The organism is Polaromonas sp. (assembly GCF_029945925.1).
Lineage (GTDB): Bacteria > Pseudomonadota > Gammaproteobacteria > Burkholderiales > Burkholderiaceae_C > Polaromonas.
The window spans coordinates 79,706-106,021 of sequence record NZ_JAQSDN010000040.1 but is presented as its reverse complement, the minus strand read 5'-3'; the positions used below and the strand labels follow the sequence as shown (position 1 = coordinate 106,021).

Genomic DNA, 26,316 nt, shown 5'->3' with positions numbered 1-26,316 from the left:
CCCTCTACGATTCGGTGTCAGTGCTCTTTGCATCGACCAGAATTCTCATCTCTTCCGCAAATCGAATCCAGTCCGCTGGTTTGATGACGAAACGGTCGACTCCGGCGTGCCGGGCGCGTTCGAAGAGGTTGGGATCGGCGTTGCCCGAAAGCATGATGATGGGGATCCGCTGGCCGTTCTCCAGAGCACGAATCTTCTCGCAGCATTGGATGCCGTCCATGCCCGGCATTGTGTAATCTACAACGATCAAACTTGGCGAGGTTTTTTCAAACGACTGAATGCCGGCGGGTCCGCTATTGGCTTCAGCGATGATGAAATTTTGAGCCTCAAACGCGATACGAAGAAAAAATCGCGTGCTTTCGTCGTCATCAACGATGAGCACGGTTGGCTCAGGTGTTTCCAAATTCATTGTTGTTCCTTCCACCAATTTTCCAGGCGCACGCCTGTTATTGGAAATGACGATCCAATTTCAGTGAGATATTCGCAGGCCACTGCTGCGTCAGAGGCCTTTAGCGCGACCTCCAGTTTCCGGCAGACCGATGCAAGTCCCATGGCACCCACATTCAGGCACACCGTCGCCATCGTGTGCGCCGATCTTTGGAGTGTGTCGTCGTCATTGGCGTGTTGTGCGGCGCAGGCTTCACTGTGAAGTCTGCTCATCTCCTTCTTGAAAAGCTCCAGCGCACGCGCAATCAGGTCCGGAGCACCGGGGCGTTGCAGCAAGCTCAGGTTTTTGAGCGCGTTGTAGTCAATTTCGACGGCGCAAGCATCTGCAGTTTCGGCAACCAGGGACTCTCCTATCGCCAGGGTTTTCTCCTCGGCAGGCAGCCAATGGTTAATGGCCGCAATCAGACGCTGTCGGCTACACGGTTTGGTCAGGTAGTCGTCCATTCCTGCAAGTTCGCAACGCTCTCTGGCATCGATGGAGACGTTTCCCGTCAAAGCGATGATGGGCACGCGCCGTAGCCCGGAAGTTTTTTCAGATTTTCGAAGGGCTTGCGTGACCTCATACCCATCCATGACCGGCATGCTGCAGTCCATAAAAATCAGATCGAAACGGGTTTTTTGCGTGATTTCAATGGCTTCGGGGCCACCATCGGCACATGACAGGGCATAGCCCTGCTCATCGAGCATGGCCAGGATGATTTCACGGTTCAGCTGGTTGTCGTCCACGATCAGTATCTTCGGCGCGATGCGCCAAACCGGCGCGGCGGGCAACAAAGGCATTAGATCCGAGGTTTCCTCGACGGACGTCTGTTCATCTCCGCCCGCGCGCAGCCGGACGGTAAAGACAAAGGTCGAACCAGATCCGGTCTGGCTTTGAACCTCGATGGAGCCGCCCAACGATTCGACAATTTCCTTGGCGATAGTGAGCCCCAGCCCCGTGCCGCCAAACTTGCGTGAGATGGAATTGTCCCCTTGGCAAAAGGGTTCAAAGATTTTCTCCATCGCGGCGGCGGACATGCCAATACCCGTGTCTTGCACGCTGATACGCACCAACCCGCCGCCCAACGACGTCGCGTGAAGTACGACCTCTCCCTTTTCAGTGAATTTGACCGCGTTGCTTAACAAATTCCAGGCTACCTGCCTCATACGGACGGGGTCACCCAATGAATGAAGAGGCAGATCAGGCTCTAACTTGCATTGAATCGTGATTCCCTTTGCGGTCGCGGCAGGCTCAAGAATATCCGCTGCATCCTGCAGTACCTCTGCGAGACTGAACTTGATTTCTTGCAGCGCAATCCGCTCCGACTCAATTTTTGCGTAGTCGAGGAGATCATTGATGATGAATAGCAGTGCTTCACCGGAGCGGATCGCGGCTGACGCAAACCGCTGCTGCTTCTGGTTCAGTGGCGTGTGGAGCAGCATGTCCATCATTCCCATCACCCCATTCATCGGCGTGCGGATTTCATGGCTGATTTTTGCCAGGAAGAGAGACTTGGCGGAGTTGGCGAGATCGGCCTGCTCCTTGGCCTCGAACAACTGGACGGTGTTGAGCTGCAAATCGTCAAGCATGCGGTTGAACGATGCGGCGACGGTCCGAAATTCAGTGGGACCGAGTTCTTTGGCCCTGGTGGTCAGGTTATTGCCCTTGCGTATTTCGCTGATGGCGCTCCCGAGGCGGTCCAGAGGCCGCTGAACAAAGACCCGAAGCGCCGCAATGAGTACGAGCAGCCCGACGCTGAAGACAACCATCGCAAGGATGAAGGCATCTCGCTGAATGGCGGTCACTCGCTGCATGACCAGGCCTTGCCGATAACCGACCACCACGCGTGCGCCGGATCCGCCTGGATGTTTTACGCTGACTTCGACGTTTTGGAACGGGCCATCGAGGCCAAGTGAAGCAGCCGGACTGCCGCCCTTGGTGATCGCCCCGCTTCTGTTGGCGGGCACCGTTGGAAACGCAAAAAGAACTTGTCCAGATTCTGCAATGACTTGCGCGTAGCTCAGGCCTTCGTAGTTTCGCACCGCCTCCTTGAGTTGCTCGTCAAAGCCTTCGATATTTTCGATGCTCATGCCGTATTGGAGAATTCGGTCCAGCTGGATGGCCAAGCCTTTGGCAATGGCGCCGGATCGTGACTGCAACGCCAGCGAGAGCTCGTCGGAGACCGCTTTGCCGCTGAAGTAGCTAAGTGTCCCCAACGAGGCCACGAGGACCGCCCCGGCGATGAAGGCGATCCGCGCTACAAGGCTCACTTTGCGGCCTTGTTCCATTCAAAATCAGGCAAGATTTCAGAAGAAAGGTAAGTGGTGCTTCGCATCTTTATGCCCAGGCTGTCGGCGCGGGCGTGGCTGATGATCGGCACCCCTTTCACCGTTGGCCGCATGGGCAGCGAGGAGGGTTCCTTCTTGTCGACCAAAATGGCTTTGGCCAGCAGGCCGGCGGCGAGGCCCTGCTCTTTTTCAGAAACCGTCATGGATGCCAGCGTCCCGTGCGCCACGCGATCGCGCCAGAAACTGATGTCGGGCAGTCTGCTGTTGGCTGCGGTCCACTTCAACACTTCCTGATAAGGGACGTTCTTTTGGCGCTCGTCTTTGAAGTTAAACACGCCGATGAGTGCGATGGCGTCGGCGCTGCTCTGGTACGCCAGCACCTTCGCCTTGTACTCTTCCCATGTCCTGATCGTGTCCCAAGCAACGACGTTGAATTCAGACTGGCGGGAAGCGCTTTCCCGCATGCGCGCTGCGACAGGTTGCCAGATCGCCGCGTCGTCGAACACCACGGCAACCCGTTTGACGCCAGGAACGATGGAGCGCAGCAGTGTAAGTGACTCGATGAAGTGTTCTTGCTCCAGAACACCGGTGACGTTTTTGGCATCGGCAAAACCGTACTTGGCAGGGGCGGCGTTCATGCCGCTAAAGACGATGGGCAAGTTTGACCCGACATAATGGCTTGCCACGAATTCCTGGGCCTCGTCATCGGTGGTGTAGAGCAAATCGGGTTTCCAGCTGTCGATGAGGGCACGAGCTTCGCTGCCCAGTTTTTCCTTGCTTTTCAAGTCGCTGTTGACTTTAGTGTTCATCTGGAAGACTTTGACCTCCAAAGGTATGCCGGCCAGTGAGCGCTTGAACCCCTCCAACTGGCCGTCCGTCCAGACCCAAGGCGAGTGGTAGCTCATCACGTGAAAAATTTTGAAGGGCCGTGGCGTTGCAGGGCTCTGGGCCTGAGCCATGGGCATCAAGAGCATCAGGACGAGTGCCTTTAGGAGTCGATGCAGCATGCCTTGTCCTTTGTAACAATTAGAAACATTGTAGAGCAATAGGCCTCATCTGTGTGGTGGATCGTTTATATACGCCTCGCTGGCCAATTAGTTGCCAATTTCCGAACGAAAAGGACGGCGTTGATTGGCGTATTGACGGCTCGTGGAGAGCGATGACTCCACGAAAGCCGGCAAAGGGTAGCGACTTCCTGCACGGCGCAGGAATCAAATCAAGACGTGGTCACGGCTTATAACAAGTCCAGCCTGCGCGTCTTTGAATACAGTATTTGCGATAAGTTTTATAGCTTTTCAGGCTCGAATTTGAAGGGCTGGAGCGCCCCGCCGCGCATCGCGCGAGTCAGGCGGCGCATTCCTGCGGGTGGGATTGGGGCGTCCGTCCTAGCGTCAACTACTTACCCGAGGCGCAACGTGACGCCGGCGGCGCAAAACTTCACGCCAGCGCCTTGGCCTTGTCCGCCTCCGTCGTGAACGAATCCGCATAAAACTCTTCTTCCGGCAGACCGCCGAGCGCGCTGTAATCGGCGCGGGCCGAATCGACCACGATGGGGGCGCCGCAGGCATAGACCTGGTGGCCCGAGAGGTCAGGGAAGTCCTGCAGCACGGACTGGTGCACAAAGCCGGTGCGGCCGGTCCAGTTGTCTTCCGGCAGCGCGTTGGAGATCACCGGCACATAGCTCAGGTAGGGCATCTCCGCGACTTTGGCCGTCACCCAGTCGTTCATGTACAGGTCGGCCGGGCGGCGGCCGCCCCAGTAAAGCACCGCGGGCCGGGTGATGCCCTTGAACTGCATGTGTTCGATCAGCGCCTTGATGGGCGCAAAGCCCGTGCCCGACGCCAGCAGCACCAGGGGTTTGTCGCTGTCTTCGCGCAGGAAGAAGCTGCCATACGGCCCTTCGATGCGCAGGATGTCTTTTTCCTTCATGGTGCCAAACACCTGCTCGGTGAACTTGCCGCCCGGCATGTGGCGGATGTGCAGCTCGATGCCGGGGTTGTCCACCTGCGTGTGCGGCGCATTGGCCATGGAGTAGCTGCGGCGGTCGCCGTCGCGCAGCAGGAACTCCACGTACTGACCGGCGTGGTACTTGAACACATCGCTGGCCGGCAGCTGCAGGCGGATCACGATCACGTCGTGCGAGGCGCGTGCCAGGGTGCTCACGCGGGCCGGCATTTTCTTGATCGGGAAGGCGCTTTCGTCGGTCACCTGGCGTGACTCCAGCACCACGTCGGTCTGCGCCACGCCGCAGCAGGTCAGGATGAAACCCGCGGCTTCTTCCTCGTGCGACAGCGCCTTGAGCTGGTGCGGGCCGTGCACGACCGTGCCCTCGATCTTTTTGCACTTGCAGGAACCGCAGGCGCCGTCCTTGCAGCCGTAAGGCATGCCTATGCCCTGGCGGATGGCCGCGGCCAGCAGCGCTTCGTCGGGGTTGGCGGTGAACGAACGGCCGCTGGGCAGCACGGTGACGTTGAAAGTCATACTGGTTATCCTCTGACGTAATCCTGTTTTTTTATAACTCTGGCTGTTTTCAGCAGATTCCCCAATTTTGCCCTCAAACCAAAGTCCCCTCGGCGCCCTGCCGTCACGCTTTCGCCGCCAGCGTATTCTGATCATCGGCTGCGGCGACGTCGGCCTGCGTGTGGCACGCCAGCTGGCGCCGCGTGTGCGGCTGCTGGCCCTGACCTCGTCGCCCGAACGCAGCCCTGAACTGCGTGCCCGACACATCACGCCATTGGCCGGCAACCTGGACCAGCCCGCCACCCTGCGGCGGCTGGCCGGGCTGGCCACCCGCGTGGTCCACCTGGCCCCGCCGCCCGGCGAGAACCTGCCCGACTGGCGCCGCGACCCGCGCACGCTGGCCCTGCTGCGCGCCCTGCGCCTGCGCGGCCTGCCGCAAGCGGTGGTGTACGGCTCGACCAGCGGCGTGTACGGCGATTGCCAGGGCGAGTGGGCGAGCGAAACGCGCGCCGTGAACCCGCACACGCCGCGCGCCTGGCGCCGCGTCGATGCCGAGGCCCAGCTGCGCTTTTTTGGCCGTTCCAGCGGCGTGCGTGTGCACACGCTGCGCATTCCGGGCATCTACGCCCCCGACCGCGAAGGCGGCACGCCGCACGGCCGCCTGCTCAAGGGCACGCCGGTGCTGGCGCCAGCCGACGACGTGTTCACCAACCACATCCATGCCGACGACCTGGCGCGCGCCTGCGTGGCGGCCCTGTGGCGCGGCAAGCCCCAGCGCACCACCAACGCCAGCGACGACACCGAGCTGAAGATGGGCGACTACTTCGACCTCGCGGCCGACCTGTACCGGCTGCCGCGCCCGCCGCGGGTGGCACGCAGAACCGCGCAGGACGAGTTGCCGCTGATGCTGCTGAGCTTCATGAGCGAATCGCGCCGGCTAAGCAACACGCGGCTGAAGCAGGAGCTGCGCCTGCGCCTGCGTTACCCCACCGTGGCGCAGGGTTTGAATTAGAGGCCCCACGGTCACTCACTTCGTGTAGCTCCCTGCCCCCCGAGGGGGCCGCTGCGCCTGCGGGCCGGCAAAGCCGGACCCGCGGCCCCGGCTGGCCTCGATCGGAGCCCGAGGTCTTGCTTAAGCCCTGAATGCTATTAAAAGAGGAGCTGATGGCGCCCGCATCTATTGGGTTGGCGGCCGATTTGACCTGAAACCTCAGATGCCTGACGGTTTTTTCAGGGTCTGCAGGCGGTCCTGTGCTTTCAGCACAATGGTCTTGACGTCGGCGCCCTGCAGCACCGTCAGGGACACCTCCGCATCGGGGGCGGCCCGGTCCCAGAGTTTTTTGTAGAAATCGGCCAGCGTCGCGACCTTGGTGCCGTCCACCGCCAGCACCACGTCGCCGGCTTCCAGGCCGGCCAACTCGGCCGGGCTGTCCTTGCTGACACGCACGATCTGGATACGTCCGCCCTGGTCGCTCGAATTCAGGCCCAGCCAGGGCCGGTGACTTTGGGCGCTGGTGCCGGAGCGCTGCATTTCGGCCAGGATGGGGCGCAGCAGGTCCACCGGCACAAACATGTTGCCGGGCAGGCGCTGGTTCTGTCCGGTGGCGTCCGCCACCAGCAGCGAGCCTATGCCCACCAGCTCCCCTTTCTGGTTGAACAGCGGCGCGCCGCTGTGGTTGGCGCCGTTGGCCAGCAGGGGCGGGCTGGTGAACAGGGCCGTGTCGATGTGGTACTCCCAGGTGCCGGAAAATGCGCGCTTGCTGACCAGCCGCGTCATGCTGACCTCGCCGTCGTCGCTGGCCTGCGGGCCGGTCACCGCCATGAGTGCCTCGCCGGGTTGCAGGGTCTGGCTGCTGCCCAGCACCGCGGCGCCGACGCCACTGCCTGCGCGCAGCGGCAGCAAGGGCCGCAGCAGGCCGAAACCGGTCGCCAGGTCGTAGGCCACGGCGCGTGCCGGCAGGGTCTTGTTGTCCTGCGTGACGATTTCAATCTGCTCGGCCTCCAGCATCAGGTAGCCGATGGTCAGGATCAGGCCGTCCGGCGCGATCACCACCCCGGAGCCGCGGCGGTGCTGGCCCAGGGTTTCGGCCGACCGCGCCTCCTCGGCCACCATCACACGCACGCCGACCACCGAGGCGTTGGCCCTGGCCAGCGCCGCAATCATTTCCTGCGCGTTCGGGGGCTGGACGGCGGGCGCCTGGGCGGGCAGGGCCGCCAGCAGGACAGCCGCCACGAAGGGGTGGGTCCAACGACGAAGTGAGTGCATGACGGACTCCCGAAGCCGCAGAAAAAACTGCGATTCAAGAATGCGCCTAATTCCATGCCATGGCAAGGCGCCGGGTCAAATAGTCCTGCCCCCGCGCCTTGCTGCAGGGGCTTATCGGCTCAGGCGCGCATGCACCCAGTGCGCGGCCGCCAGCAGGCGGTGGTCGTCGCCATGGGCGCCCACCAGCTGCAGGCCCACCGGCAGCCCGTGGCGGCCGCTGGCAAAAGGCAGGTGCACGCAGGGCAGGCCCAGCAGCGTCCAGGTGCGGCAAAACAGCGGGTCGCCCGTGCCGTCCAGCCCGGCGGGGGCCTCGCCGATGCTGCTGGGGGCCAGCAACACGTCGTGCGCTGCAAACAAGGACTGCACCTGGCTCCGCGCCTGCGCGGTCACCCGCAGGTTGCGCGCATGGGTTTCACCACCGATGGCCAGGCCGGTCGCAATCAGCGCCTGCAGCGGTGCACTGAGCTGGTCCCGGTGCCGCAGGCGCTCATGGCTCAGGGAACGCGCGGTCTCGAAAGCCTGCACCTCTTTCTGCACGGCGACCAGGCCCGACAACTCGGACGGCAGCGCCAGCGGCACGCCGTGGCCGGCCAGCGCTGCTTCGGCCTGGGCCCAGGCCTGCTGCGTGTCCTCATCGGCCAACGCCCACTCTGGCGTGCGGCAAAAGCCGATGCGCGGCGCGGCCGTTTGTGCAAACGCGGCGGGGTCGGCCAGCCGCGCATCACCGGTCAGCACCGCGCCGAGCAGCGCCACGTCGCGCACGCTGCGCGCAAAGCCGCCCACCGTGTCCAGCGTTTCCGACAGGCTTTTGACGCCGGCCCGGGGCACCCGGTTGTGGCTGGGCTTGTAGCCGACCACGCCGCAAAAAGCCGCCGGCCGTATCAGCGAACCGGCTGTTTGTGTGCCCAGCGCCAGCGGCAGCATGGTGTCGGCCACGGCGGCGGCCGAACCGCTCGACGAGCCGCCCGGCGTGTGCGCCGGGTGGTGCGGGTTGCGCGTGACGCCGGGGAACATGTTGGCCAGCTCGGTCGTCACGGTTTTGCCGAGCAGCACCGCGCCGGCTTCACGGCACAGCGCCACCGCCGCCGCGTCGGCCGGCGGCTGCTGGCCGGCAAAGATCGGCGAGCCGTAAGCGGTGGGCAGGTCAAAGGTGTCGAACAAATCCTTCACGCCGAACGGCAGTCCATGCAGCAGGCCGCGCACCGGCCCGGCGTCGAGTTCGCGGGCCGTTGCCAGCGCGGCGTCGGCGCCCAGCTGCACAAAAGCCTGCAGCTGCGGCTCCCGTTCGGCAATGCGCTCCAGGCAGGCGCGGACCAGGTCCACGGCCTTGAGTTCGCGGCGTGCGAGCAGGGTGGCGGCTTGCCAGGCGTCGAGTTGATGCAGGGGGGTGGTGGAGCGGGAGGACGTCATGCCCGCCAGTATCTGTGCTTCCGTGTTTTTGTGCACAAGCCGCCCACAAAAAAGGCCCATCCAGAACTGGAAGGGCCTGTATCTGGTGCCCGGGGCCGGAATCGAACCCGCGTACGAAGTGCGCTTTGTCAATATCGCCCAAAGGCGGGCCGGTTCGGGAGAACCAAGCGACTGGTGTTCACAAGAGGTGGTGCCCGGGGCCGGAATCGAACCCGCGTACGAAGTGCGCTTTGTCAATATCGCCCAAAGGCGGGCCGGTTCGGGAGAACCAAGCGACTGGTGTTCACAAGAGGTGGTGCCCGGGGCCGGAATCGAACCGGCACGCCTTTCGGCGGGGGATTTTGAGTCCCCTGCGTCTACCAATTTCACCACCCGGGCAGGAAGAAGCAAAGAGGCAAATTATGGCACAGTGCAGGGTATGAATTATCCGACCATCGAAGACGCCATTGGCAAAACACCCCTGGTGGCACTGCAACGTATCCAGGCCGACAGCAACACCCAACGCAACAACGTGGTCCTCGGCAAACTCGAAGGCAACAACCCCGCCGGCTCGGTGAAAGACCGGCCCGCGCTGTCCATGATCAAGCGCGCCGAGGAGCGCGGCGAGATCAAGCCCGGCGACACGCTGATCGAGGCCACCTCCGGCAACACCGGCATTGCGCTGGCCATGGCCGCGGCCATCAAGGGTTACCGCATGGTGCTGATCATGCCGGAGGACCTGTCGATCGAACGTGCGCAGACCATGAAGGCTTTCGGCGCCGAGCTGATCCTCACGCCCAAAAGCGGCGGCATGGAACACGCCCGCGACCTGGCCGACCAGATGGCCAAAGACGGCAAGGGCCGTGTGCTGGACCAGTTTGCCAACCTGGACAACCCGCGCATCCACTACGAGACCACCGGCCCCGAAATCTGGGCCGACACGGCGGGCAAAGTCACCCACTTCGTCAGTGCCATGGGCACCACCGGCACCATCACCGGCGTGTCGCGTTTCCTGAAGGAGAAAAACCCGGCGATCCGCATCATCGGCGCGCAGCCGAGCGAAGGTTCGCGTATTCCCGGCATCCGCAAGTGGCCCGAGGCCTACATGCCCAAAATTTACGACCCCCGCCACATCGACGAGACCGTGCTGGTGAGCCAGCTCGACGCCGAAGACATGTGCCGCCGCCTGGCGCGCGAAGAGGGCATCTTCGCCGGCATCTCGGCCGCCGGCGCCTGCTGGGTGGCGCAGGAGATTGCCAAAACCGTGGAGAACGCGGTGATCGTGTTCATCGTCTGCGACCGCGGTGACCGTTACCTCTCGACCGGTGTGTTCCCGGCCTGATGCCGTCACCGTTCGGGCTGCGCCTGTCGAAGCCAATTTGCACAGTGAGCCCCTTCGACAAGCTCAGGGCGAACGGTTAACCCAACAGTATTGGTTCAAGCTCCGGGCGAACGGTTTAGCCAAAGTTTGTATAAAAAGTCGCTGTTGCTCTTGCCCCACGGGCGCAAACAGCTATCCAAAAAGAAGCAAAAAGGTCTGCATGCCATGAGCCAGGAATTCAAGTTTTGCCCCAGCTGCGCCACCCCGCTGGCAATGATTTCCCAGCTGGAAGACAGCGGCGAAACCGTGCGCCTGCGCTGCCCGGCCTGCGACTACACCCACTGGAACAACCCGGTGCCGGTGCTGGCCGCGGTCATCGAACACCAGGGCAAGATCCTGCTGGCGCGCAACGCCGCCTGGTCCGGCAAGATGTACGCGCTGATCACCGGTTTCATGGAAGCCGGCGAAACGCCCGAAGGCGGCATCACCCGCGAGGTGAAAGAAGAAACCAGCCTCGACGTGACCGACCTCAAGCTGATCGGCGTCTACGATTTCCAGCGCATGAACCAGATCATCATTGCCTACAGCGCCGTCGGCCACGGCGAAGTCAAACTCTCCCCGGAGCTGGTGGACTACCGGCTGTACGCCCACGAAGACGTCAAGTGCTGGCCGGCCGGCACCGGTTATGCCCTGGCCGACTTTTTGAAGTCCAGGGGTTACGCGCCGGAGTTTGGGGAGTGGGCGAAGCGGGACTGAGGGGCTGGAGGCTTGCGCTCCGGGACAACCGAGGCGCCATCTGCGCCGTGTTGGCGCTCCCGCCTACACACGCCAGTCGCCGAGACGCCTAAGCTGGGCACTCCATTCGTCAAGGGATTCCACATGGCAAATAGTTTGATTGAAGAGATACTGTCAGGCGTTTTGTCCAATGCCTCACGCGGGCGCGGCCAGCCCGGCGCGGAGGGCACGTCGCTGGACGGGGGAGCCGGTGGTGGCTTGGGCGATTTGCTGGGCGGGATGCTGGGCCGCGGTGGTGCACCGGCTGACTCCGCACCGGAACGCAACTCGCCTTTCGGCGGCGGTGGTGGAGGCGGCGCGCTGCTGGCCGTGCTGCTGCCCCTGGCCATGCAGTGGGTGCAGCGCAATGGCGGCTTGGGCGCGGTGCTGGGCAAGTTCCAGCAACAAGGTTACAGCCAGCAGGCGGCGTCCTGGGTATCGACGGGTGAGAACGAAGCCATGCCGCGGCAGGCCATCGATGAGGTTGTGGGGCTGGACGAGTTGTCACGCATGTCGCAGCAACTGGGCGTGCCCGAGCAGGAGGTGGCCGACGGTTTTGCGCAGATCCTCCCCGAGGTGGTGAACCAGCTGACGCCACAGGGCGATGTGTCCGCCGATGCCGACGATGTGCTGAGCAAGGGCATGGCGGAAATGCAGGCGATGCTCGCGCAATTGAATCCTCGCTGAGCGGTGATGCGCCGACTTGCGAGTCTTTCAGGTCTCCAGCCCATGGCTGGTGGGCGTGAGAAGCTATCAAAACAGGAGTATGGGCGCTCTTTAACAAGAAATTGGCTTATTGAAGGAAAGCGGGTTTTTCTTTAATTAACTGAAAGACCGATCAGCCGCTTGTCATGGCGCCTGAAAAGAATGGCTTACAAGCCCCTGTATCCCGACTCGCGTTGATGGCGCAGCGCCAGTATCAGTATGCGGCCGATATGCGGCAAAAACCGGTAGAGCGCCAGGTAGCCGGTTCGCCCCCTGGAGATCACCAGCTCGCGCTGGCCGAAGTGGACCTTGCGGCCGATCTCGGGGTGCAGCGCCAGAATCTCCATCGCTTCAAAAATCAGAACCGCCGTGTCGTGTGCCGCTTGCGGGTCGGTTTCTACCAGAAAATCGCTCAACCTCTCCAGGTCAACAAGCGCCTGTTCGGTGTAGACCAGCTCAATCATGCGCCGGGGTGATGGGCTTGGCCGCGTCCAGTGGAAGGGCCTTGGGCCTGCCCGGCTTGCCACCCTTGACACGGGCCAGGACATACGTTTTGACATCCGCAGCACCAAAGACGGCGTTGCTGCGCAAGGTGTCCTGGTAAGACGCCTCACCCTCGGTATAAAACTGCTGGCGCACCAGTGCGTCTTCCATGGCGTCTTGCAGTGTGTCCACCATCAGCGCATGGGCAGTTTTGCCCTCAAACGCAGCCACTTTCGCAATGGTGGTTTTCAGGGCGTCGGGGAGCTTGAGAGAAGTGGTCGCGGGCATCATTTTCTCCAAAAGGTGACACGATAGTAACACCTTGAGGGCTCCCGCGTGATGCGGCAAGCGCTTGTTTCCGACCGGTGGGGATGGACAGGGCTTTGAGCAATCATTTTTGGCCTCCAGCCCATAGCTGGCGAGCGTGAGCAGCTATCAAAACAGGAGCGTCTCAGGGGCTGGCACAGTCTCGCTGATACAGATGCTTCTGGAAGCCAACAAAAACCTGCCTGATCTGCTCCGGGTTGCCCAGGTCTTTCACGGCGTCTGCAATGGCGTTGTTGTAACGAAGCCGCAAGAGCGGTGAGAGCTTCTCGGTGTCCAGCTCGTCCACGCCCTGTTGCACGTACTGCGTCAACACGAAGTCCACAAACGCCTGCTGTTTGTCATTGAACTGCTTGTGTGTTGCCACCGTCGCCCTGTTGGCGCGCACCGTTCGGGTTTCTGTTGCCGTGGCAAAGGCAACGTAGGCGAGCACGTCAAACAAATCGCTCTTGTCGGCTTCAATGATTTTCTGCATCTCCGCCAGTGGCGCTTTGCTGAAGCCCTTCTCTGCCAGCCCCGTCAGCAGCGCCTTGCGGGTGGTCGGGTCGCTCCAGAGGGTGCGCAGCTCGTCTTCATCCTTGAAGAAATCCGGCAGCACCCCGAACAGGCTTTCCATAAATTGCGCGGCTGACAGCGGCTTGCCATCCGGCCCCCAGAAGCTGGTCGCCACCATGCTCTGGATGTTGCGCACCTTGCCGTCCGCCAGCTTGACCTTGATTTTCTGGGGGCGCGGCGGCGGCGGTGATCCAGCCGGAGGCGGTTCGCCAACGCCGTTGTCGCCTGGCTCGCGGGGCAGTTTGGGCTTTGGCTCCGCCACTTCGATCGGCTCGCCATCCCACTCCGGGTCGGAGAACAACTGGTGCGCCTTCACAAAGTCGTAAATCGTGAAGTAGTCCTTGCCTTCGTACAAGCGCGTGCCGCGGCCGATGATCTGCTTGAACTCGATCATGGAGTTGACGGGCCGCATCAGCACGATGTTGCGTACATTGCGCGCGTCCACGCCGGTCGAGAGTTTTTGCGACGTGGTGAGGATGGTCGGAATCGTCTTTTCGTTGTCCTGAAACTCGCGCAGGTGCTGCTCGCCCAAGGCGCCGTCGTTGGCGGTCACGCGCTGGCAGTAATTGGGGTTGCCGCTGCTGTTGTTCTGGTTGATCAGGTCACGAACCGCCAGCGCGTGGTCTTGCGTGGCGCAAAACACAAGGGTCTTTTCACGCTGGTCGATCATGCCCATCAGCTTCTTGACGCGGTACTCCTCGCGTTGCCGGATCTCGATGATGCGGTTGAAGTCCGACTCCATGTAGCGTTTGCCGGCCTCGACCTGGCCTTCCACCAGCGTGTCGTCGGCGGTGTAAACGTACTCGTCCAGCGTGGTTGCAATCTGCACCACCTTGAAAGGCGTCAGAAAACCGTCGTTGATGCCTTCCTTGAGCGAATACACATACACCGGCTCGCCAAACCAGGCGTAGGTGTCCACGTTGTCCCGCCGCTTGGGCGTGGCCGTCAGCCCCAGCTGAACGGCGGGTGAAAAGTAGTCGAGGATGCTGCGCCAGTTGCTCTCGTCGTTTGCGCCGCCCCGGTGGCATTCGTCAATGATGATCAGGTCAAAGAAGTCGCGCGGGTAGTCGCCGAAGTAAGGCGATGGCTGACCGTCTTTGGCCGAGCCGCTCATGAAGGTCTGGAAGATGGTGAAGAAGATGCTGCCGTTCTTGGGCACCTTGCCCTTCTTGCGGATGTCTGCCGGGTCAATACGCACCAGCGCGTCGTCATCAAACGCCGAAAACGAGTTGTAGGCCTGGTCGGCCAGGATGTTGCGGTCGGCCAGAAACAGGATGCGCGGCCTGCACGTCGGCTCCGCACCGGTCTTCCAGTCCTTCAGGTTCCAGCGGCTGTGAAACAGCTTCCACGCCAACTGGAAGGCTATGAATGTTTTGCCCGTGCCGGTGGCCAGCGTCAGCAGGATGCGCTTCTGCCCCCTGGCGATTGCCTCCAGCACATTGTGGATGGCGTTGTCCTGGTAGTAACGTGCGCCCCAGGTGCCGCCCCTGTCTTCAAACGGCACGGCGGCAAAACGGTTGCGCCAGGCGTTCTGTTCGGCAAAGGTCAAGGCCCACAGCGCATCGGGCGCAGGGTAAGTCGCCACGTCGCCCTCTTTGCCGGTGGCCATGTCGATGCCGTAAATGACCTGCCCGTTGGTCGCGTAGCTGTGCCGCACCGCCAGCTTGCCTGCATAACTCTTGGCCTGCGCCACGCCTTCGGTGTGCGGCCTGTCCCAGGCCTTGGCTTCGATCACCGCGAGTTTGGTGTTGCGGTAGACCAGCACGTAGTCCGCAATCTCGGGTTTGGCGCGCACGCCGCCGCCCTGCAGCCGCCCCTCTGTGATGCGAAACTCGCGCCGCACCACGCTGCCTTCGACCACGCCCCAGCCGGCGGCAGTCAGCGCGGGGTCGATGTGCTCGGCACGGGTTTCGGCTTCGTTCATGCGGGCATCACGTAAGGTGCGAAGTCATTACTGTCCCGCGTGAGCAGCTGCATCAGCTTGGGGTGAATAAACAGTTTTTCCTTGGCCTCGGCGTTTTCCACCAGCACGCCAATGTCCACCAGCTGCTTCAGATACTGCGAAGCCGTCTGCCGCTTGGCAATGCCGGCTTCCGTCAGGTTGGCAATGCGGCAATAAGGCAGCTCAAAAATCAAACTCACCAGCTCGTGGGTGTAGATCTTGGGCAAACGGCTTTTGACGTAGGCCGTGGTGTGCTCGGTCAGCGCGCGCATGGCGGCAATCTTGGCGGTGGTCCAGGTGGCGGTTTCTTCAATGCCCTTGAGGATGTAAATAATCCAGGGCTCCCAGGCCTGCTCGCGCGTCACCTGCAGCAGCAGGCGGTAGTAGTCGGCTTTGTTCTGGATGATGTAGCGACTCAAATACAGAATCGGCAGCGTGAGCAGGTTTTCTTCAATCAGGTACAGGCTGTTGATGATGCGCCCCGTGCGGCCGTTGCCGTCGGTAAACGGGTGGATCGCCTCAAACTGGTAGTGGCCCACCGCCATGCGGATCAGCGGGTCATGCTCCACCTGGTTGTGCAGGTAGCGCTCCCAGTTGCCCAGCAGGTCGCGCAGCACGCCTTCACCCTCAGGTGGTGTGTAAACAATCTCGCCGGTGGCACCGTTGGAAAGCCGCGTGCCCGGTGTGCGCCGCACTGACATTTCTACTGCCTTGATGTGCGTGCAAATATCTTCGGCGGTGCGCGTGCTCAGCGGGTACTGCCCCAGCGCGCCAAAACCTTGCAGCAGCGCGCGGCTGTAGCGCAATGCTTCCTTGGTAGCCGGGTCGGCATATTCTTCATTGCGCTGGTGTTGAAACAGCTTGTCTGCCGTGGTGACGATGTTCTCGATCTCCGAGCTGGCCCGCGACTCCAGCAAGGGCAGGGTGTTGACCAGCACCGCCTGGTTGGGAATCAGCTGCGCCGCCTGCTTCAGCTCCGCCAGCGCCGCCCGCGCCGCAATGCACTGCTTGAGCACCGCCCGCGTCTCCAATTCTGCGCCGGGGGGCAGCGGCGGCAGGGTGTTGTAGGGCTGGTCAGCCCGCCAGAGTATGGCGCTCATGTTTAATTTTTATGATTTTTTCGACACAACCTTGGGTTTTGGGCAGTTTATGTCGATGACATCGACACGTCAAGCAGTTGTGTCGATATTTATTGAATTAATCGACGCATGGAGGCGATGCGTCGATAAGGTCAGCACTGGGATCGCGGTCATGCATAGAAAACAGCGATTTCTTTACAGGTGGCGGCAACATGTTCAGGAAAAGTTATTTTTTGAACATGATCTCTTCAAGGGCGGACCGCGCGAGGGTTGTCGGGGTCGGCTATCCGGATCAGGCCAGCCGCAAGCGTGTCTTGTTGATCACCCCGGTCGCCTGCGAGGCATTGCCCGGGTCGATGCCCAGGTTAAGTGGTAATCGTCTTCACGCTGGTGGCGGACCGCACCAATGATGATGGTCTTGGGCCGCAGCCTCACTGAACTCGACCGTGTACTTCATCCGGCGCGCGGTGCCCTGCCCTGCCTGGCTGGCTGCAGACAGCCTGGCCTCCAGTTTGGCAATCACCGCCTCGGCAGGAATGCCGTCACTGTCGCGTTTGGTCGCCTCGATGGCGGCAATGCCACGCCTCATGAACTCTGCCTGGGTCTTGCGCCTGGCAACCGTGGCACGAACCGCGTTCTCCACAAATTGCGACAGCGATTCGCCTTGTTCAAGCACACCTTCGAGTTCGAGCCTGAAATCGGGCGCAACACGGATGGGAGGGAGTGTGGCTGTTTTCATGGATTGATTGTGTTGCAAGTGCAATGCAAATCGCAACTTCCACCGAACTCACAAGCAATCCTTGTCAGTTGCCAATCACCTTCACAGCGCGCCGCTGAACGCCTGGTGCAGCAGTGACTTTTTCAGTTCGTCGAGGGCGGCGAGCTTTTGCTGGTAGATAGATTCGAGGCGTTGGGTTTCTTGTTCAAATTCGAGCAGTCGCCCAACCAACTCAAGCTGTTCTGAGACTGAGCTTGGGAACGAAACTTTAACCTCACCAATTTTTGTTGGTGAGGTGTGGCGAACTTTCACGCCCGTGGCACTTGCATGGATGGCGTGCCGAACTGCTTCAGTGTTGAAAACGTGAAAGAAATATTCATTTGCCCAGGCAACCCCCGACTTTGGGGTGACGAGTCCAAGTCGCTGGTTGTGGAGAAATTTGCCAGACTCCGGAACCAAAATTGGACTGCCCAACAGACCTGCGGCCTGCTCGGTCATAGCGACAAGCAAGTCACCTTCCGCCAGTACGAATCCCTTGGGAATTCCGGCTGCGTAATACTTTTGCTTCTCACCGCGGTCACGGTAACCCCCAGACTCATAGAAGTTACCTGGAGTCAGTAGTACGTGACGACCGCTTTCAACGAAGAATTCGCTCTTGAATGCGAAGCCGTGTTTGATATCGCAAAGTTCTCCGAGTGATTTATCCAACCACACTTCCCCGCGTTGGCTCAAAACAGACTGCCGGTAACTTTTGAATAAAGCGCGGGCGTTCAGGAGGTTCTTTTCGGCGTTGGCTTTGGCGGTGGCGATGCCGTCAAACGCTTCGTCGAGGAGGGTGACGATGCGTTGCTGTTCGGGGAGCGGGGGGATAGCAACAATTAAATCGCTGAGCGTTGAATTACTCATATTCTTCATCGTTGCACCAGTCGATGCATGCTCCAACTTTTCGCGGTAGCTGTCCGACCGAATCAAGTGCGCTAAGAATTGTGAGTTGGTCGTCGGCAAAGGGCGTATGAAGAAGCTGCCGGTGCCGCAAACCCAACCGCTCTCGTCTGCACCGACCACTGCACACCGCCCAATTTCACCGCGCCGCCCAACAACAATGTCGCCTTCTTGGAGCACGTAGTTGTTTAGCCGCTTCGTTGTGAGCTTATCGATAAGTTTCGTCGGGTCTGGAACGATACGCTCGCCGACTAGGTTGATTGGATTGACTAGAGGAACGCCCTTATCAACATAGTCAGACTTGTGCAGCACAGAACCAAACGGGCCAGTTGAAACAAGCGCCGCGAAAGCCCCAAGCTTCTTGCTTTCCCACCCCGCCTTCATACCCAAGCCCTCGCCGCACGCGCTGTCAGTCGCTGCAGCTCAATATTCAAGCAAAATCGGCCTCCAGCCCAAGCAGAACGGGCGCAAGCAGCTATCAATTCAGGAGTCATTGCGCAGCCCCGTCATCGCCAGGCATATCTGCATCGCCCATATCCCCGGCCCATTCCTGCAGCTTTTGCTGCAGCTCTTCCTTGCTTGGCAGGTAGAGCTGGTATTCACGGGCGTGAATGTTGGCGTCTTTGGGCAGGGTGATTTCGACCAGCGCTTCGTGCTTTCTTTTGCACAACACGATGCCTATGGTTGCGTTTTCTGCGTCCGTCTTCACATGGCGGTCAAAGTAGTTGACGTACATCTGCATCTGGCCCAGGTCCTGGTGCGTGAGTTTGCCCAGCTTCAGGTCAATCAGCACATAACAGCGCAGCAGGCGGTTGTAAAAAACCAGATCGACAAAAAAATGGTCATCATCGAAGGTGAAGCGTTTTTGACGTGCCTCAAACAAAAAGCCCTTGCCCAGCTCCAGCAGGAAGTGCTCCACCTGGCTGACGATGGCGGCTTCCAGGTCAGATTCTGAATAGCTGGCCTGTTCTGCCAGGCCCAGAAACTCCAGCACCAGGGGCTCTTTGAGCAGGTCTTTGGGCTGGCTGACGAGTTGCCCTTGCGCGGCGAGCTGGCGGATGCCGTCCTGGTCGCGGCTGAGCGCGAGGCGCTCGTACAGGCTGGCATCGAACTGACGTTTGAGTTCGCGCAGTGTCCAGCCCTGGCTGCTGGCTTCAATTTCATAAAAGCTGCGCTCGTCGGAGCTTTTGACGCCGAGCAGGAAGACGTAGTGTGACCAGCTGAGGGTAAAACCGCGCAGGCTGCTTTTGTGGGTTTCGGATTGTCCAGACGCTGTCTGGGCAATTGAGCCCCCTGTGCTGGAGGGCAAATTGAAGACGGAATTGGATTGCCCAGACGCTGTCTGGGCAATTGGCAGTCGATCATGAAACACCAGGTAAAAGCGGCGCATGTACTCCAGGTTGCTCTTGGACAGCCCTTTTCCAAATTCCAGAACCAGTTGTTCAGCCAGTCTTTTTACGAGGGCCTCGCCGTACGCCGCGCGATCAGCGCCCTGCTGCTCAAATTCAACAATATGCCGCCCTATTTCAAAATTGGTGCGCACCTGCAACAGGTCCACCCCACGGGCAACGGCCTGGCGGGCGCTGACAACGAGGTCGCGCACGCGGGCGTAAAGGCTATCTTCACCGTCTGGCAACAACATGGGTTTATCCGTCATCACAACAACTCCCGAATACGCCCCAACACCTCGGCGGCTTCCATGTCAAGCGCCGCCATCTCGCCCATGATGTCCTGAGGGCTACGGTGGGCCATCACTTCCCCGCCCGTTGGGTTCTTGACCGACAAGTCAAACGTGCTGGCGTTGACGGCGGCCATGTCCACCGACCAGCTCTGCGCACTTTCGGAAAAGGTTTTTTGTGCCGTGATGAACGCAAGCATGTCAGCATCATTGAGCGGATTGGTCTTGCCCATGTTGCGACCCACGTCCAGCTGGTAGTACCAGACCTTGCGCGTGGGCGAACCCTTCACAAAAAACAGTACCACGGTTTTTACGCCCGCGCCCTGAAAGGTGCCGCCGGGGCAGTCTAGTACGGTGTGCAGGTTGCAGCTTTCCAGCAGGAGCTTGCGCAGGCTGATACTGGCGTTGTCGGTGTTGCTTAAAAAGGTGTTTTTGATGACGATGGCGCCGCGGCCGCCGGCTTTCAAAATCTTGATGAAGTGCTGCAGAAACAGAAAGGCGGTTTCACCGGTCTTGATCGGGAAGTTCTGCTGCACTTCCTTGCGCTCCTTGCCGCCAAAGGGCGGATTCGCGAGCACGATGTCGTAGCGGTCCTTGTCCTGGATGTCCTGAATGTTGTCGGCCAGCGTGTTGGCGTGGATGATGTTGGGCGCTTCGATGCCGTGCAGGATCATGTTCATGATCGCAATCACGTAGGCCAGGCTTTTTTTCTCTTTGCCGTAAAAGGTTCTGGTCTGCAGCGTGCGGTGGTCTTTGGTACTCAGGTTGGGCTTGGCGCTCAGGTAGTCAAAGGCTTCGCACAAAAATCCGGCCGAGCCCACGGCGCCGTCATAAATGCGCTCGCCGATCTGCGGCGCGGTCACCTGGATCATGGCGCGGATCAGCGGCCGTGGTGTGTAGTACTCGCCGCCGTTGCGCCCGGCGTTGCCCATGTTCTTGATCTTGGCCTCGTACAGGTGCGAGAGTTCGTGCTTTTCCTGCTGCGTGCCGAAGCGCAGTTCATCGACCCGGTCAATTACTTCGCGCAGGTTGTAGCCGCTCTGGATGCGGTTCTTGATCTCGCCAAAAATCTCGCCAATCTTGTACTCGATCGTGTCAGGCCCGGTGGCGCGCTGCTTGAAGCCATGCAGGTAAGGGAAGAGCTTGCCGTTGACAAACTCGATCAAATCGGGGCCGACCAGGGCGGCGTTGTGGTCCAGCTTGCCATCGGGCGTTTTGGGCGCGGCCCAGTTTTCCCAGCGGTAGTCAGGGTCGAGAATGGCTTTGTACTTCTTGCCGTCGAGCTGGGCTTCGGTGGCCTTGTCGGTTTCCAGCGAGGCCAGGTACTTGAGAAACAGCAGCCAGGAGGATTGCTCGGTGTAGTCGAGTTCGCTGGTGCAACCGGCATCCTTGTGCAGGATGTCGTCGATATTCTTGAAAGTCTGTTCAAACATGCCCGGAATCTTCTGAATCGGGATGCAAACCATCCCGGTGCGGGGAGATTACAGGAAAAAGTGGGGTTGCCGGCCTGGCTGGGCTCTGTGGGGGTGAAAACGGCTTGCATGTCATTCTTGCAAGTGTTTTTGGCCTCCAGCCCTTATGCTGCCTGCGCAAGCAGCTATCAAATAAATAGCAATTGAAGGCTGCCAGTTGATAGCCGGCAGGCGCCCGCCCCGGATGGCTTGCGATTTCCCGCCGCGGCGCGGCCCGGCGGCGCCGGCCCGTTCACCTTGGTAAACTACGCGTCTGCCTTTGTAGCTCAGTGGATAGAGCGATCCCCTCCTAAGGGATAGGTCGCAGGTCCGATTCCTGCCAAGGGCACCATTTTCAAACCCCCTCCCAGCACCTGCCCTAATCGAAGGGCACCGTGTAGATCAGGTCCACCGCGCTTTGCTGGCCGGCTTCGGCCCGGAGCGTGAAGCGCTGCGACAAATCGTAAAACAGGTACAGCGTGCCGAGTGCCCCTGACAGGCTGCGTTCGTAGGCCGCATAGAAGTTGCGCGAAAAACGCTTGCCCAGGGTGACAGCGCCTTGTGCGGCGCTGCCGTCGGTGTTGCTTGATGCGCCGCGGAACGAAGGTTCACCGTAGGCCACCGTGGGTGCTCCCGACCGGTTGCGGAAGTAGGTGAGGCGGTGCTGATGGCTGCTTGTCTGCGAGTGAAGGTACAGCCCAGAGACTGGCTTGCGACGTCAGCCCTGCTGGCTTTCACCGCCACCTATCCGGCGAGAAATCTCAAGTGCGCATTTCCGGAGCGGCTTGGCGATTGTTCCTTCCCAACCGCTGTCAAACCTCGCAGCAGGTCCCATCACGAGAATGCCCAGGACGATGTGACCTTCGGGATCAAAGACGGGTGCGCACAGGGCATCAATCCCCGGAATAGGTTGGCCAAGCGATCGTGACAGGCCGTGCTTGCGTGTCTCGGCCAGTGATTGCTCAAACGTTTCGTGAGGGAGGACAGCCTCCGCGGCTGTCCTATAACTCAAACGCGCGAGCTCGTCGGCCAGCAGGCGTTCGACCGTTTTTGGTGGCATGTATGCGGCGAACAGTCGACCTGTCGCGGTGTTGGCAAGCGACATGACGGTGCCAGTGCGCAAGTTCACGTGCAATGGCTCGATCGGCTCTTCGAGTCGCACGATCGTCGGTCCCAGATTCCCCCAAACGGCCACGGCCACGCTTTGTCCTGTCTCAGCGGCGAGCGCTTCGATCAATTGGGATGCTTCCTTGACGGGGTCCATCCGCCTCAAACGACTGAGCCCGAGCTGAAGCGCCAGGGGACCCAACTCGTAGTGCCCTGCGTCAGTCTGGGTGACAAATCCGACTTTCAAGAAGCTGACCATGTAGGGGTGCGCTTTCCCAGCAGTCATGCCGGCGGCCTTCGCCAAGTCCTTGAGCGCTAGGGGGCGCACATGGCGAGCGAGCTGAACCAAGAGGCCAATCCCGATCTCGATCGACTGGATGCCGCGCCTGCTCTTTTCCATATGGGGTACCGCTGAACGAGAAAGTTGGAGTTTAACCATAAGGGTTTACCATGACTATTACAGATATATTTGATCAAATCATACAACATGATAGTATCGAACGCGTTGACAATAGTCAGATAACAAATACAATCTGCGCCAGCACCTAGAAATTGGAGACTTCATGACTCAGGAAGACATCTCGGTTGATGTACTTGTCGTTGGCACCGGAGCGTCCGGCATGGCCACGGCAGTCACTGCCGCATCGCAAGGGCTCAAAGTCCTGGTGGTAGAGAAGGAAGCTCTCTATGGCGGCACGACCGCGCGATCTGGTGGATGGCTCTGGATTCCGGGTACCAGCTTGGCGACGGAACAAGGCATCAAGGAGCCGCCCGGCGCCGCAAAGGCGTACCTGAAGCACGAGACGACGACGCACTTCGATGAAAAACGCGTCGACGCGTTTCTGGAAAACGGTCCGATGGCGGTGGACTTCTTCACCAAGAACACCTGCGTGCAGTTCGACATGCCTGGGGTCTTCCCCGACTACCACGCCGAAGCGCCTGGGGGTCAGCCAGGTGGTCGTTCGATGGTCACTCGCCCATTCGACGGACGAGAGCTCGGCAAACACATCAAGCAACTTGCACCGCCGCTGCCTGAACTGACTGTGTTCGGGATGATGTTGGGCTCCGGACCGGAGATCAAACACTTCATGCGCACGTTCAAGTCGCCGACGTCCTTTCTCTACGTGACGAAGCGTTTGACCAAGCACTTCTTCGACGTGCTTGGCAATGGCCGGGGAATGACGCTGACCAATGGCAACGCCTTGGCGGGACGCCTTGCCAAAGCAGGTATGGACCTTGGCATTCCAGTCTGGTTGTCGTCGCCAGTGAAGAAGCTGCTCGTCGAAGACGACGGCGTGGTTGGGGCCGTGGTCCAGCACGAGGGCAAGTCTGTCCGTGTGATTGCAAAGCGCGGTGTGGTTCTGGCGTGTGGCGGTTTTCCGCATGACGTTGAGCGCCGCAAACAACTCTTTCCGCATGCGCCTACCGGCCACGAACATTTCTCCCCGTCGCCAGAATCGAACACGGGCGATGGGCTGAAGCTGGCGGAGTCGGTCGGAGGGCGCGTGGATGGGACCATCCCGCACGCTGCAGCATGGGTGCCCACGTCTGTCACGACCCGAACCGATGGCACCAAGGGCGTGATGCCACATTTCATCGACCGCGCCAAACCAGGTGTCATCTCAGTCACACCCAAAGGGAAGCGCTTCGCAAACGAGGGGAACTCGTACCACGACTTCGTTCAAGCCATGGTAGAGGCCTGTGAAGGCGAGCCCGAAGTGTCCGCTTGGCTCTTGTGCGATCACAGGGCGTTGAGGAACTACGGTCTTGGCTGCGTGGCTCCTGCGCCGTTGCCCATTGGCCGCCATCTGCGCAGTGGCTACTTGAAGCGTGGTTCGACCGTGAAGCAACTCGCTGAGCAAATCGGGATCGCGCCATCCACCTTGCAAGCAACGGTGCACGAGTTCAACAAGGCGGCACAGACCGGACAGGACCCAGCCTTTGGCAAGGGTAGCAAAGCCTACAACCGCTATCAAGGCGACGCGCTCATCACGCCCAACCCTTGCGTCGCACCGTTGGAGACGGGACCCTACTACGCGATCAAGTTGGTCGTGGGCGATATCGGCACCTTCGCCGGTTTGGTGACTGACGAAAACACGCGTGTTCTCGACTCCATGGGCAAGCCGATCAACGGGCTGTACGCCGTCGGCAACGATGCGGCAAGCGTGATGGGCGGCAACTACCCAGGTGCGGGCATCACCTTGGGTCCAGCGCTGACATTTGGCTACGTGGCAGGAATGCAGCTGGCAAAGAACGAAGCCACAGTCAAAATCAGTTTGCAGGTTCAACGTCCAGTGCCTGTCGCAGTCGGTCAGTCTGCGTGACCAAGAACATCAGCATGGAGGCAGCATGAAGTACCCAGAAACTGTCGCGCCACGTTTACTGCAGGGGCGATTGGCCTTGATCACGGGGGCAGGTCAAGGCAACGGACGGGCGCTCGCCCTCGGTCTGGCACAGGCCGGCGCTAAGGTGATAGTCACGGACGTGAACGAGAGCACTGTCGAGGAAACTGCCAAGGTGGTGAGGCTCGAAGGTGGCGAGGCATGGGCCTTTGTGCTTGATGTCACTTCCCCTGAAGATTGCCGCGCCTTGGCGCAGCGCGTCGAAAAGGAGATCGGAACGGTGGACCTTCTTGTCAACAACGCCGGGATCATCATTCGCGAGACCACTTCAAGCGACAGCGCCGAGGCTAACTGGAAGAAAACCATTGACGTCAACGTCCATGGAACCTTCAACGTGACGATGGCCTGGCTGCCCGCCGTCAAGGCCAGGAAGGGTTCGATCATCAACATCGCGTCGATCGCTGCCTACGCTGGCCAGGCCGCCAGCCTGGGCTACTCGCCGTCGAAGGGCGCGATCAAGATGTTCACTCAGTCGCTGGCGCAGGAGCTCGCGCCAGCAGGTGTCCGTGTCAATGCCTTGGCGCCCGGGGTCATCGAGACCTCAATGACGGCAGCCACGAGGGCAGACCCGACACGTCTGGAGTCGTTCATGACCCGCATTCCCATGGGTCGTGTAGGGCAAACGGAAGACCTTGTGGGGCCAGTCATTTTTCTGGCATCCGACATGTCCCGCTACGTCACCGGCATCACGCTGCCCGTGGATGGCGGGTTCCTGGCGGTCTGACGGCAGGTCGCGGACGTTCCCGCACATTTCGTGCAATCGCTTTTTTCAACCAAGGAGACAACATGAAACTTACAAAACTTTGCGCAGGACTACTGACCGTTGCGGCTCTCTCGGCCGTTTCGGTGGGTGCTTCCGCCCAGGACATCAAGTTGGGCTACAACGGCGACCTTTCTGCCTCACCTTCTGCTCAGAGCGGCCACGCAGCTGTTCTTGGCATGGAGGCGGCCATTGCGGACATCAACGCAGCGGGCGGCCTGCTAGGTCGCAAGCTGATGTTGGTGACCCGGGATGACACGTCCGCACCGCCCAAGTCAATTCAAAACATGAGCGATCTGATTGACAACGAGAAGGTTGCCGCCGTGTTCGGCCCTACCAATTCGGGCAATGCGATGGCGTGGAAGCACATCGCGAACCAGAAGAAAACGCCGGTGATCGGCAACGTGGCATCTGGTACTGACATCACCAAAGCCATGAGCCCTGGCGCAGAGAACTACATGTTCCGTGTGTCGATGGTCGATCGGGAACAGGTCGCTTCGCTGATGGCGTATGTCAAGAAGAACGCTGCTCAATCGAAAGTGATCGGGCTCATGGCAGAAACCACGGGTTACGGGCAGGGTGGTCTCAAGGATATGCAAGAGATTGCGGAACTCCAGGGGATCAAGCCGGCAGGGACCGAGCGCTTCGGTGTTGGTGATACCGACATGACCTCGCAGCTCAACAAGATGAAGGCTGCCGGCGTCGATACGCTGGTCGTATGGGCACAAGGCACACCCATCGCGCAGTTGGTGCGCAGCATGGAGAAGATCAACTACTTCCCGCTGACTCTGACATCCTGGGCAGCCGACAACATCACCTTCTACGATGCAGCCGGCAAGACTCTGGCCGAGAAGCCGCTCTTCATGCGGACTGTGAGCGAGACCCGTACGCCCGTTCAGGAGAAGCTGTTCGGTCGTATCGGCTCGAAGTTGAAGGCGCCCAGCTCCTTCTCATTCGCGCTGCATGGCTACGACTCGGTCCTGATCTATGCCGAAGCAGTCAAACAGGCAAAGTCCACGGACGGTTCTGCAGTTCGAGTGGCGCTTGAAGACCTGAATACGCCGGTGCAAGGTGTGCTCAAGTCCTATAACAAGCCTTTCAGCAAGACGAACCACGACGCGCTGACCGCCAAGGATCTGGTGTGGATCCGCTGGAAGGATGGGAAATTGATGCCGTACACCGACAAGCTGATCATGTCGTTCGCGGCCAGTGACTTCAAACAATAAACGGTAGATACAGGTCCTG

23 protein-coding genes and 2 tRNA genes are annotated in these 26,316 nt (G+C 60.4%); 8 read left to right on the top strand and 17 right to left on the bottom strand.

The features are described from left to right. Positions 1-4 precede the first annotated feature (4 nt). The 4 genes from PSV40_RS12860 to PSV40_RS12845 all read right to left on the bottom strand — a co-directional run bounded on the left by PSV40_RS12860 (position 5) and on the right by PSV40_RS12845 (position 5,196). On the bottom strand, positions 5-409 hold the full coding sequence (locus tag PSV40_RS12860) for a response regulator (protein ID WP_300538110.1): 405 nt from the start codon (positions 407-409) through the stop codon (positions 5-7). Further along, complete coding sequence (locus PSV40_RS12855) at positions 406-2,715, bottom strand: ATP-binding protein (protein ID WP_300538107.1); 2,310 nt, start codon at positions 2,713-2,715, stop codon at positions 406-408. Before PSV40_RS12855 ends, PSV40_RS12860 begins: the two co-directional genes overlap by 4 nt. Further along, entirely contained in the window at positions 2,694-3,722 is a 1,029-nt protein-coding gene (locus PSV40_RS12850; RefSeq protein ID WP_300538104.1) for an ABC transporter substrate binding protein, read from the bottom strand. Before PSV40_RS12850 ends, PSV40_RS12855 begins: the two co-directional genes overlap by 22 nt. Before the next feature lie 430 nt (positions 3,723-4,152). Next, positions 4,153-5,196, bottom strand: a complete 1,044-nt coding sequence (locus PSV40_RS12845; RefSeq protein ID WP_300538101.1) for a CDP-6-deoxy-delta-3,4-glucoseen reductase — start codon at positions 5,194-5,196, stop codon at positions 4,153-4,155. 67 nt (positions 5,197-5,263) lie between these two features. Here PSV40_RS12845 and PSV40_RS12840 point away from each other — a divergent pair, with 67 nt between their 5' ends. Further along, on the top strand, positions 5,264-6,187 hold the full coding sequence (locus tag PSV40_RS12840) for an SDR family oxidoreductase (RefSeq protein ID WP_300538099.1): 924 nt from the start codon (positions 5,264-5,266) through the stop codon (positions 6,185-6,187). Positions 6,188-6,385: 198 nt separating this feature from the next. Here PSV40_RS12840 and PSV40_RS12835 read toward each other — a convergent pair whose 3' ends face one another. The 3 genes from PSV40_RS12835 to PSV40_RS12825 all read right to left on the bottom strand — a co-directional run bounded on the left by PSV40_RS12835 (position 6,386) and on the right by PSV40_RS12825 (position 9,229). After that, positions 6,386-7,441 (bottom strand): S1C family serine protease, encoded by a 1,056-nt coding sequence (locus PSV40_RS12835; RefSeq protein WP_300538096.1) that lies wholly within the window; start codon positions 7,439-7,441, stop codon positions 6,386-6,388. Between the two features lie 111 nt (positions 7,442-7,552). Beyond that, a complete protein-coding gene (locus PSV40_RS12830; RefSeq protein WP_300538093.1) occupies positions 7,553-8,851 on the bottom strand; it encodes an amidase in 1,299 nt (432 codons plus the stop codon). Positions 8,852-9,144: 293 nt separating this feature from the next. Beyond that, positions 9,145-9,229: transfer RNA gene (locus PSV40_RS12825), tRNA-Leu, on the bottom strand. Positions 9,230-9,269: 40 nt separating this feature from the next. On the opposite strand from PSV40_RS12825, the gene cysM reads away from it, so the two are divergent. The 3 genes from cysM (at position 9,270) to PSV40_RS12810 (ending at position 11,612) form a co-directional block, all read left to right on the top strand. Further along, on the top strand, positions 9,270-10,172 hold the full coding sequence (gene cysM, locus PSV40_RS12820) for a cysteine synthase CysM (RefSeq protein WP_300538091.1): 903 nt from the start codon (positions 9,270-9,272) through the stop codon (positions 10,170-10,172). Positions 10,173-10,376: 204 nt separating this feature from the next. Continuing rightward, positions 10,377-10,907: an NUDIX hydrolase gene (locus PSV40_RS12815; protein ID WP_300538089.1), complete on the top strand. Its 531-nt coding sequence runs from the start codon at positions 10,377-10,379 to the stop codon at positions 10,905-10,907. A 123-nt stretch (positions 10,908-11,030) separates the two neighbouring features. After that, positions 11,031-11,612: a YidB family protein gene (locus tag PSV40_RS12810; protein ID WP_300538087.1), complete on the top strand. Its 582-nt coding sequence runs from the start codon at positions 11,031-11,033 to the stop codon at positions 11,610-11,612. 185 nt (positions 11,613-11,797) lie between these two features. Here the strand turns inward: PSV40_RS12810 and PSV40_RS12805 are convergent, their stop codons facing one another. The 8 genes from PSV40_RS12805 to PSV40_RS12770 all read right to left on the bottom strand — a co-directional run bounded on the left by PSV40_RS12805 (position 11,798) and on the right by PSV40_RS12770 (position 20,784). Then, positions 11,798-12,094 (bottom strand): type II toxin-antitoxin system RelE/ParE family toxin, encoded by a 297-nt coding sequence (locus PSV40_RS12805; RefSeq protein WP_300538085.1) that lies wholly within the window; start codon positions 12,092-12,094, stop codon positions 11,798-11,800. Further along, positions 12,087-12,401, bottom strand: coding sequence for a hypothetical protein (locus PSV40_RS12800; RefSeq protein ID WP_300538083.1), 315 nt, complete (start codon positions 12,399-12,401; stop codon positions 12,087-12,089). Before PSV40_RS12800 ends, PSV40_RS12805 begins: the two co-directional genes overlap by 8 nt. A 163-nt stretch (positions 12,402-12,564) precedes the next feature. Beyond that, the gene (hsdR, locus tag PSV40_RS12795) at positions 12,565-14,916 is read right to left on the bottom strand and encodes an EcoAI/FtnUII family type I restriction enzme subunit R (protein ID WP_300538080.1); all 2,352 of its coding nucleotides are present in this window, start codon (positions 14,914-14,916) and stop codon (positions 12,565-12,567) included. Then, the gene (gene fic / locus PSV40_RS12790; RefSeq protein WP_300538077.1) at positions 14,913-16,034 is read right to left on the bottom strand and encodes a protein adenylyltransferase Fic; all 1,122 of its coding nucleotides are present in this window, start codon (positions 16,032-16,034) and stop codon (positions 14,913-14,915) included. Before fic ends, hsdR begins: the two co-directional genes overlap by 4 nt. A 361-nt stretch (positions 16,035-16,395) precedes the next feature. Next, entirely contained in the window at positions 16,396-16,752 is a 357-nt protein-coding gene (locus tag PSV40_RS12785) for a YlcI/YnfO family protein (RefSeq protein WP_300538076.1), read from the bottom strand. Between the two features lie 81 nt (positions 16,753-16,833). Continuing rightward, entirely contained in the window at positions 16,834-18,057 is a 1,224-nt protein-coding gene (locus PSV40_RS12780; protein WP_300538321.1) for a restriction endonuclease subunit S, read from the bottom strand. A 106-nt stretch (positions 18,058-18,163) separates the two neighbouring features. Further along, positions 18,164-19,315 (bottom strand): PDDEXK nuclease domain-containing protein, encoded by a 1,152-nt coding sequence (locus tag PSV40_RS12775; protein WP_300538319.1) that lies wholly within the window; start codon positions 19,313-19,315, stop codon positions 18,164-18,166. Positions 19,316-19,329: 14 nt separating this feature from the next. Further along, a complete protein-coding gene (locus PSV40_RS12770) occupies positions 19,330-20,784 on the bottom strand; it encodes an N-6 DNA methylase (protein WP_300538073.1) in 1,455 nt (484 codons plus the stop codon). Between the two features lie 294 nt (positions 20,785-21,078). On the opposite strand from PSV40_RS12770, the gene PSV40_RS12765 reads away from it, so the two are divergent. Continuing rightward, positions 21,079-21,154 (top strand) — tRNA-Arg (locus tag PSV40_RS12765). A gap of 27 nt (positions 21,155-21,181) precedes the next feature. On the opposite strand, the gene PSV40_RS12760 is transcribed toward PSV40_RS12765, so the two are convergent. Together PSV40_RS12760 and PSV40_RS12755 are read right to left on the bottom strand one after the other, a co-directional pair. Next, entirely contained in the window at positions 21,182-21,424 is a 243-nt protein-coding gene (locus tag PSV40_RS12760) for a translocation/assembly module TamB domain-containing protein (protein ID WP_300538070.1), read from the bottom strand. Positions 21,425-21,520: 96 nt separating this feature from the next. Further along, the gene (locus PSV40_RS12755) at positions 21,521-22,309 is read right to left on the bottom strand and encodes an IclR family transcriptional regulator (RefSeq protein ID WP_300538316.1); all 789 of its coding nucleotides are present in this window, start codon (positions 22,307-22,309) and stop codon (positions 21,521-21,523) included. A gap of 163 nt (positions 22,310-22,472) precedes the next feature. On the opposite strand from PSV40_RS12755, the gene PSV40_RS12750 reads away from it, so the two are divergent. The 3 genes from PSV40_RS12750 (at position 22,473) to PSV40_RS12740 (ending at position 26,297) form a co-directional block, all read left to right on the top strand. After that, the gene (locus PSV40_RS12750) at positions 22,473-24,233 is read left to right on the top strand and encodes an FAD-dependent oxidoreductase (RefSeq protein WP_300538065.1); all 1,761 of its coding nucleotides are present in this window, start codon (positions 22,473-22,475) and stop codon (positions 24,231-24,233) included. Between the two features lie 25 nt (positions 24,234-24,258). Then, entirely contained in the window at positions 24,259-25,035 is a 777-nt protein-coding gene (locus PSV40_RS12745; RefSeq protein WP_300538062.1) for a glucose 1-dehydrogenase, read from the top strand. A gap of 62 nt (positions 25,036-25,097) precedes the next feature. Continuing rightward, positions 25,098-26,297, top strand: a complete 1,200-nt coding sequence (locus PSV40_RS12740; RefSeq protein ID WP_300538059.1) for an ABC transporter substrate-binding protein — start codon at positions 25,098-25,100, stop codon at positions 26,295-26,297. Positions 26,298-26,316 lie beyond the last annotated feature (19 nt).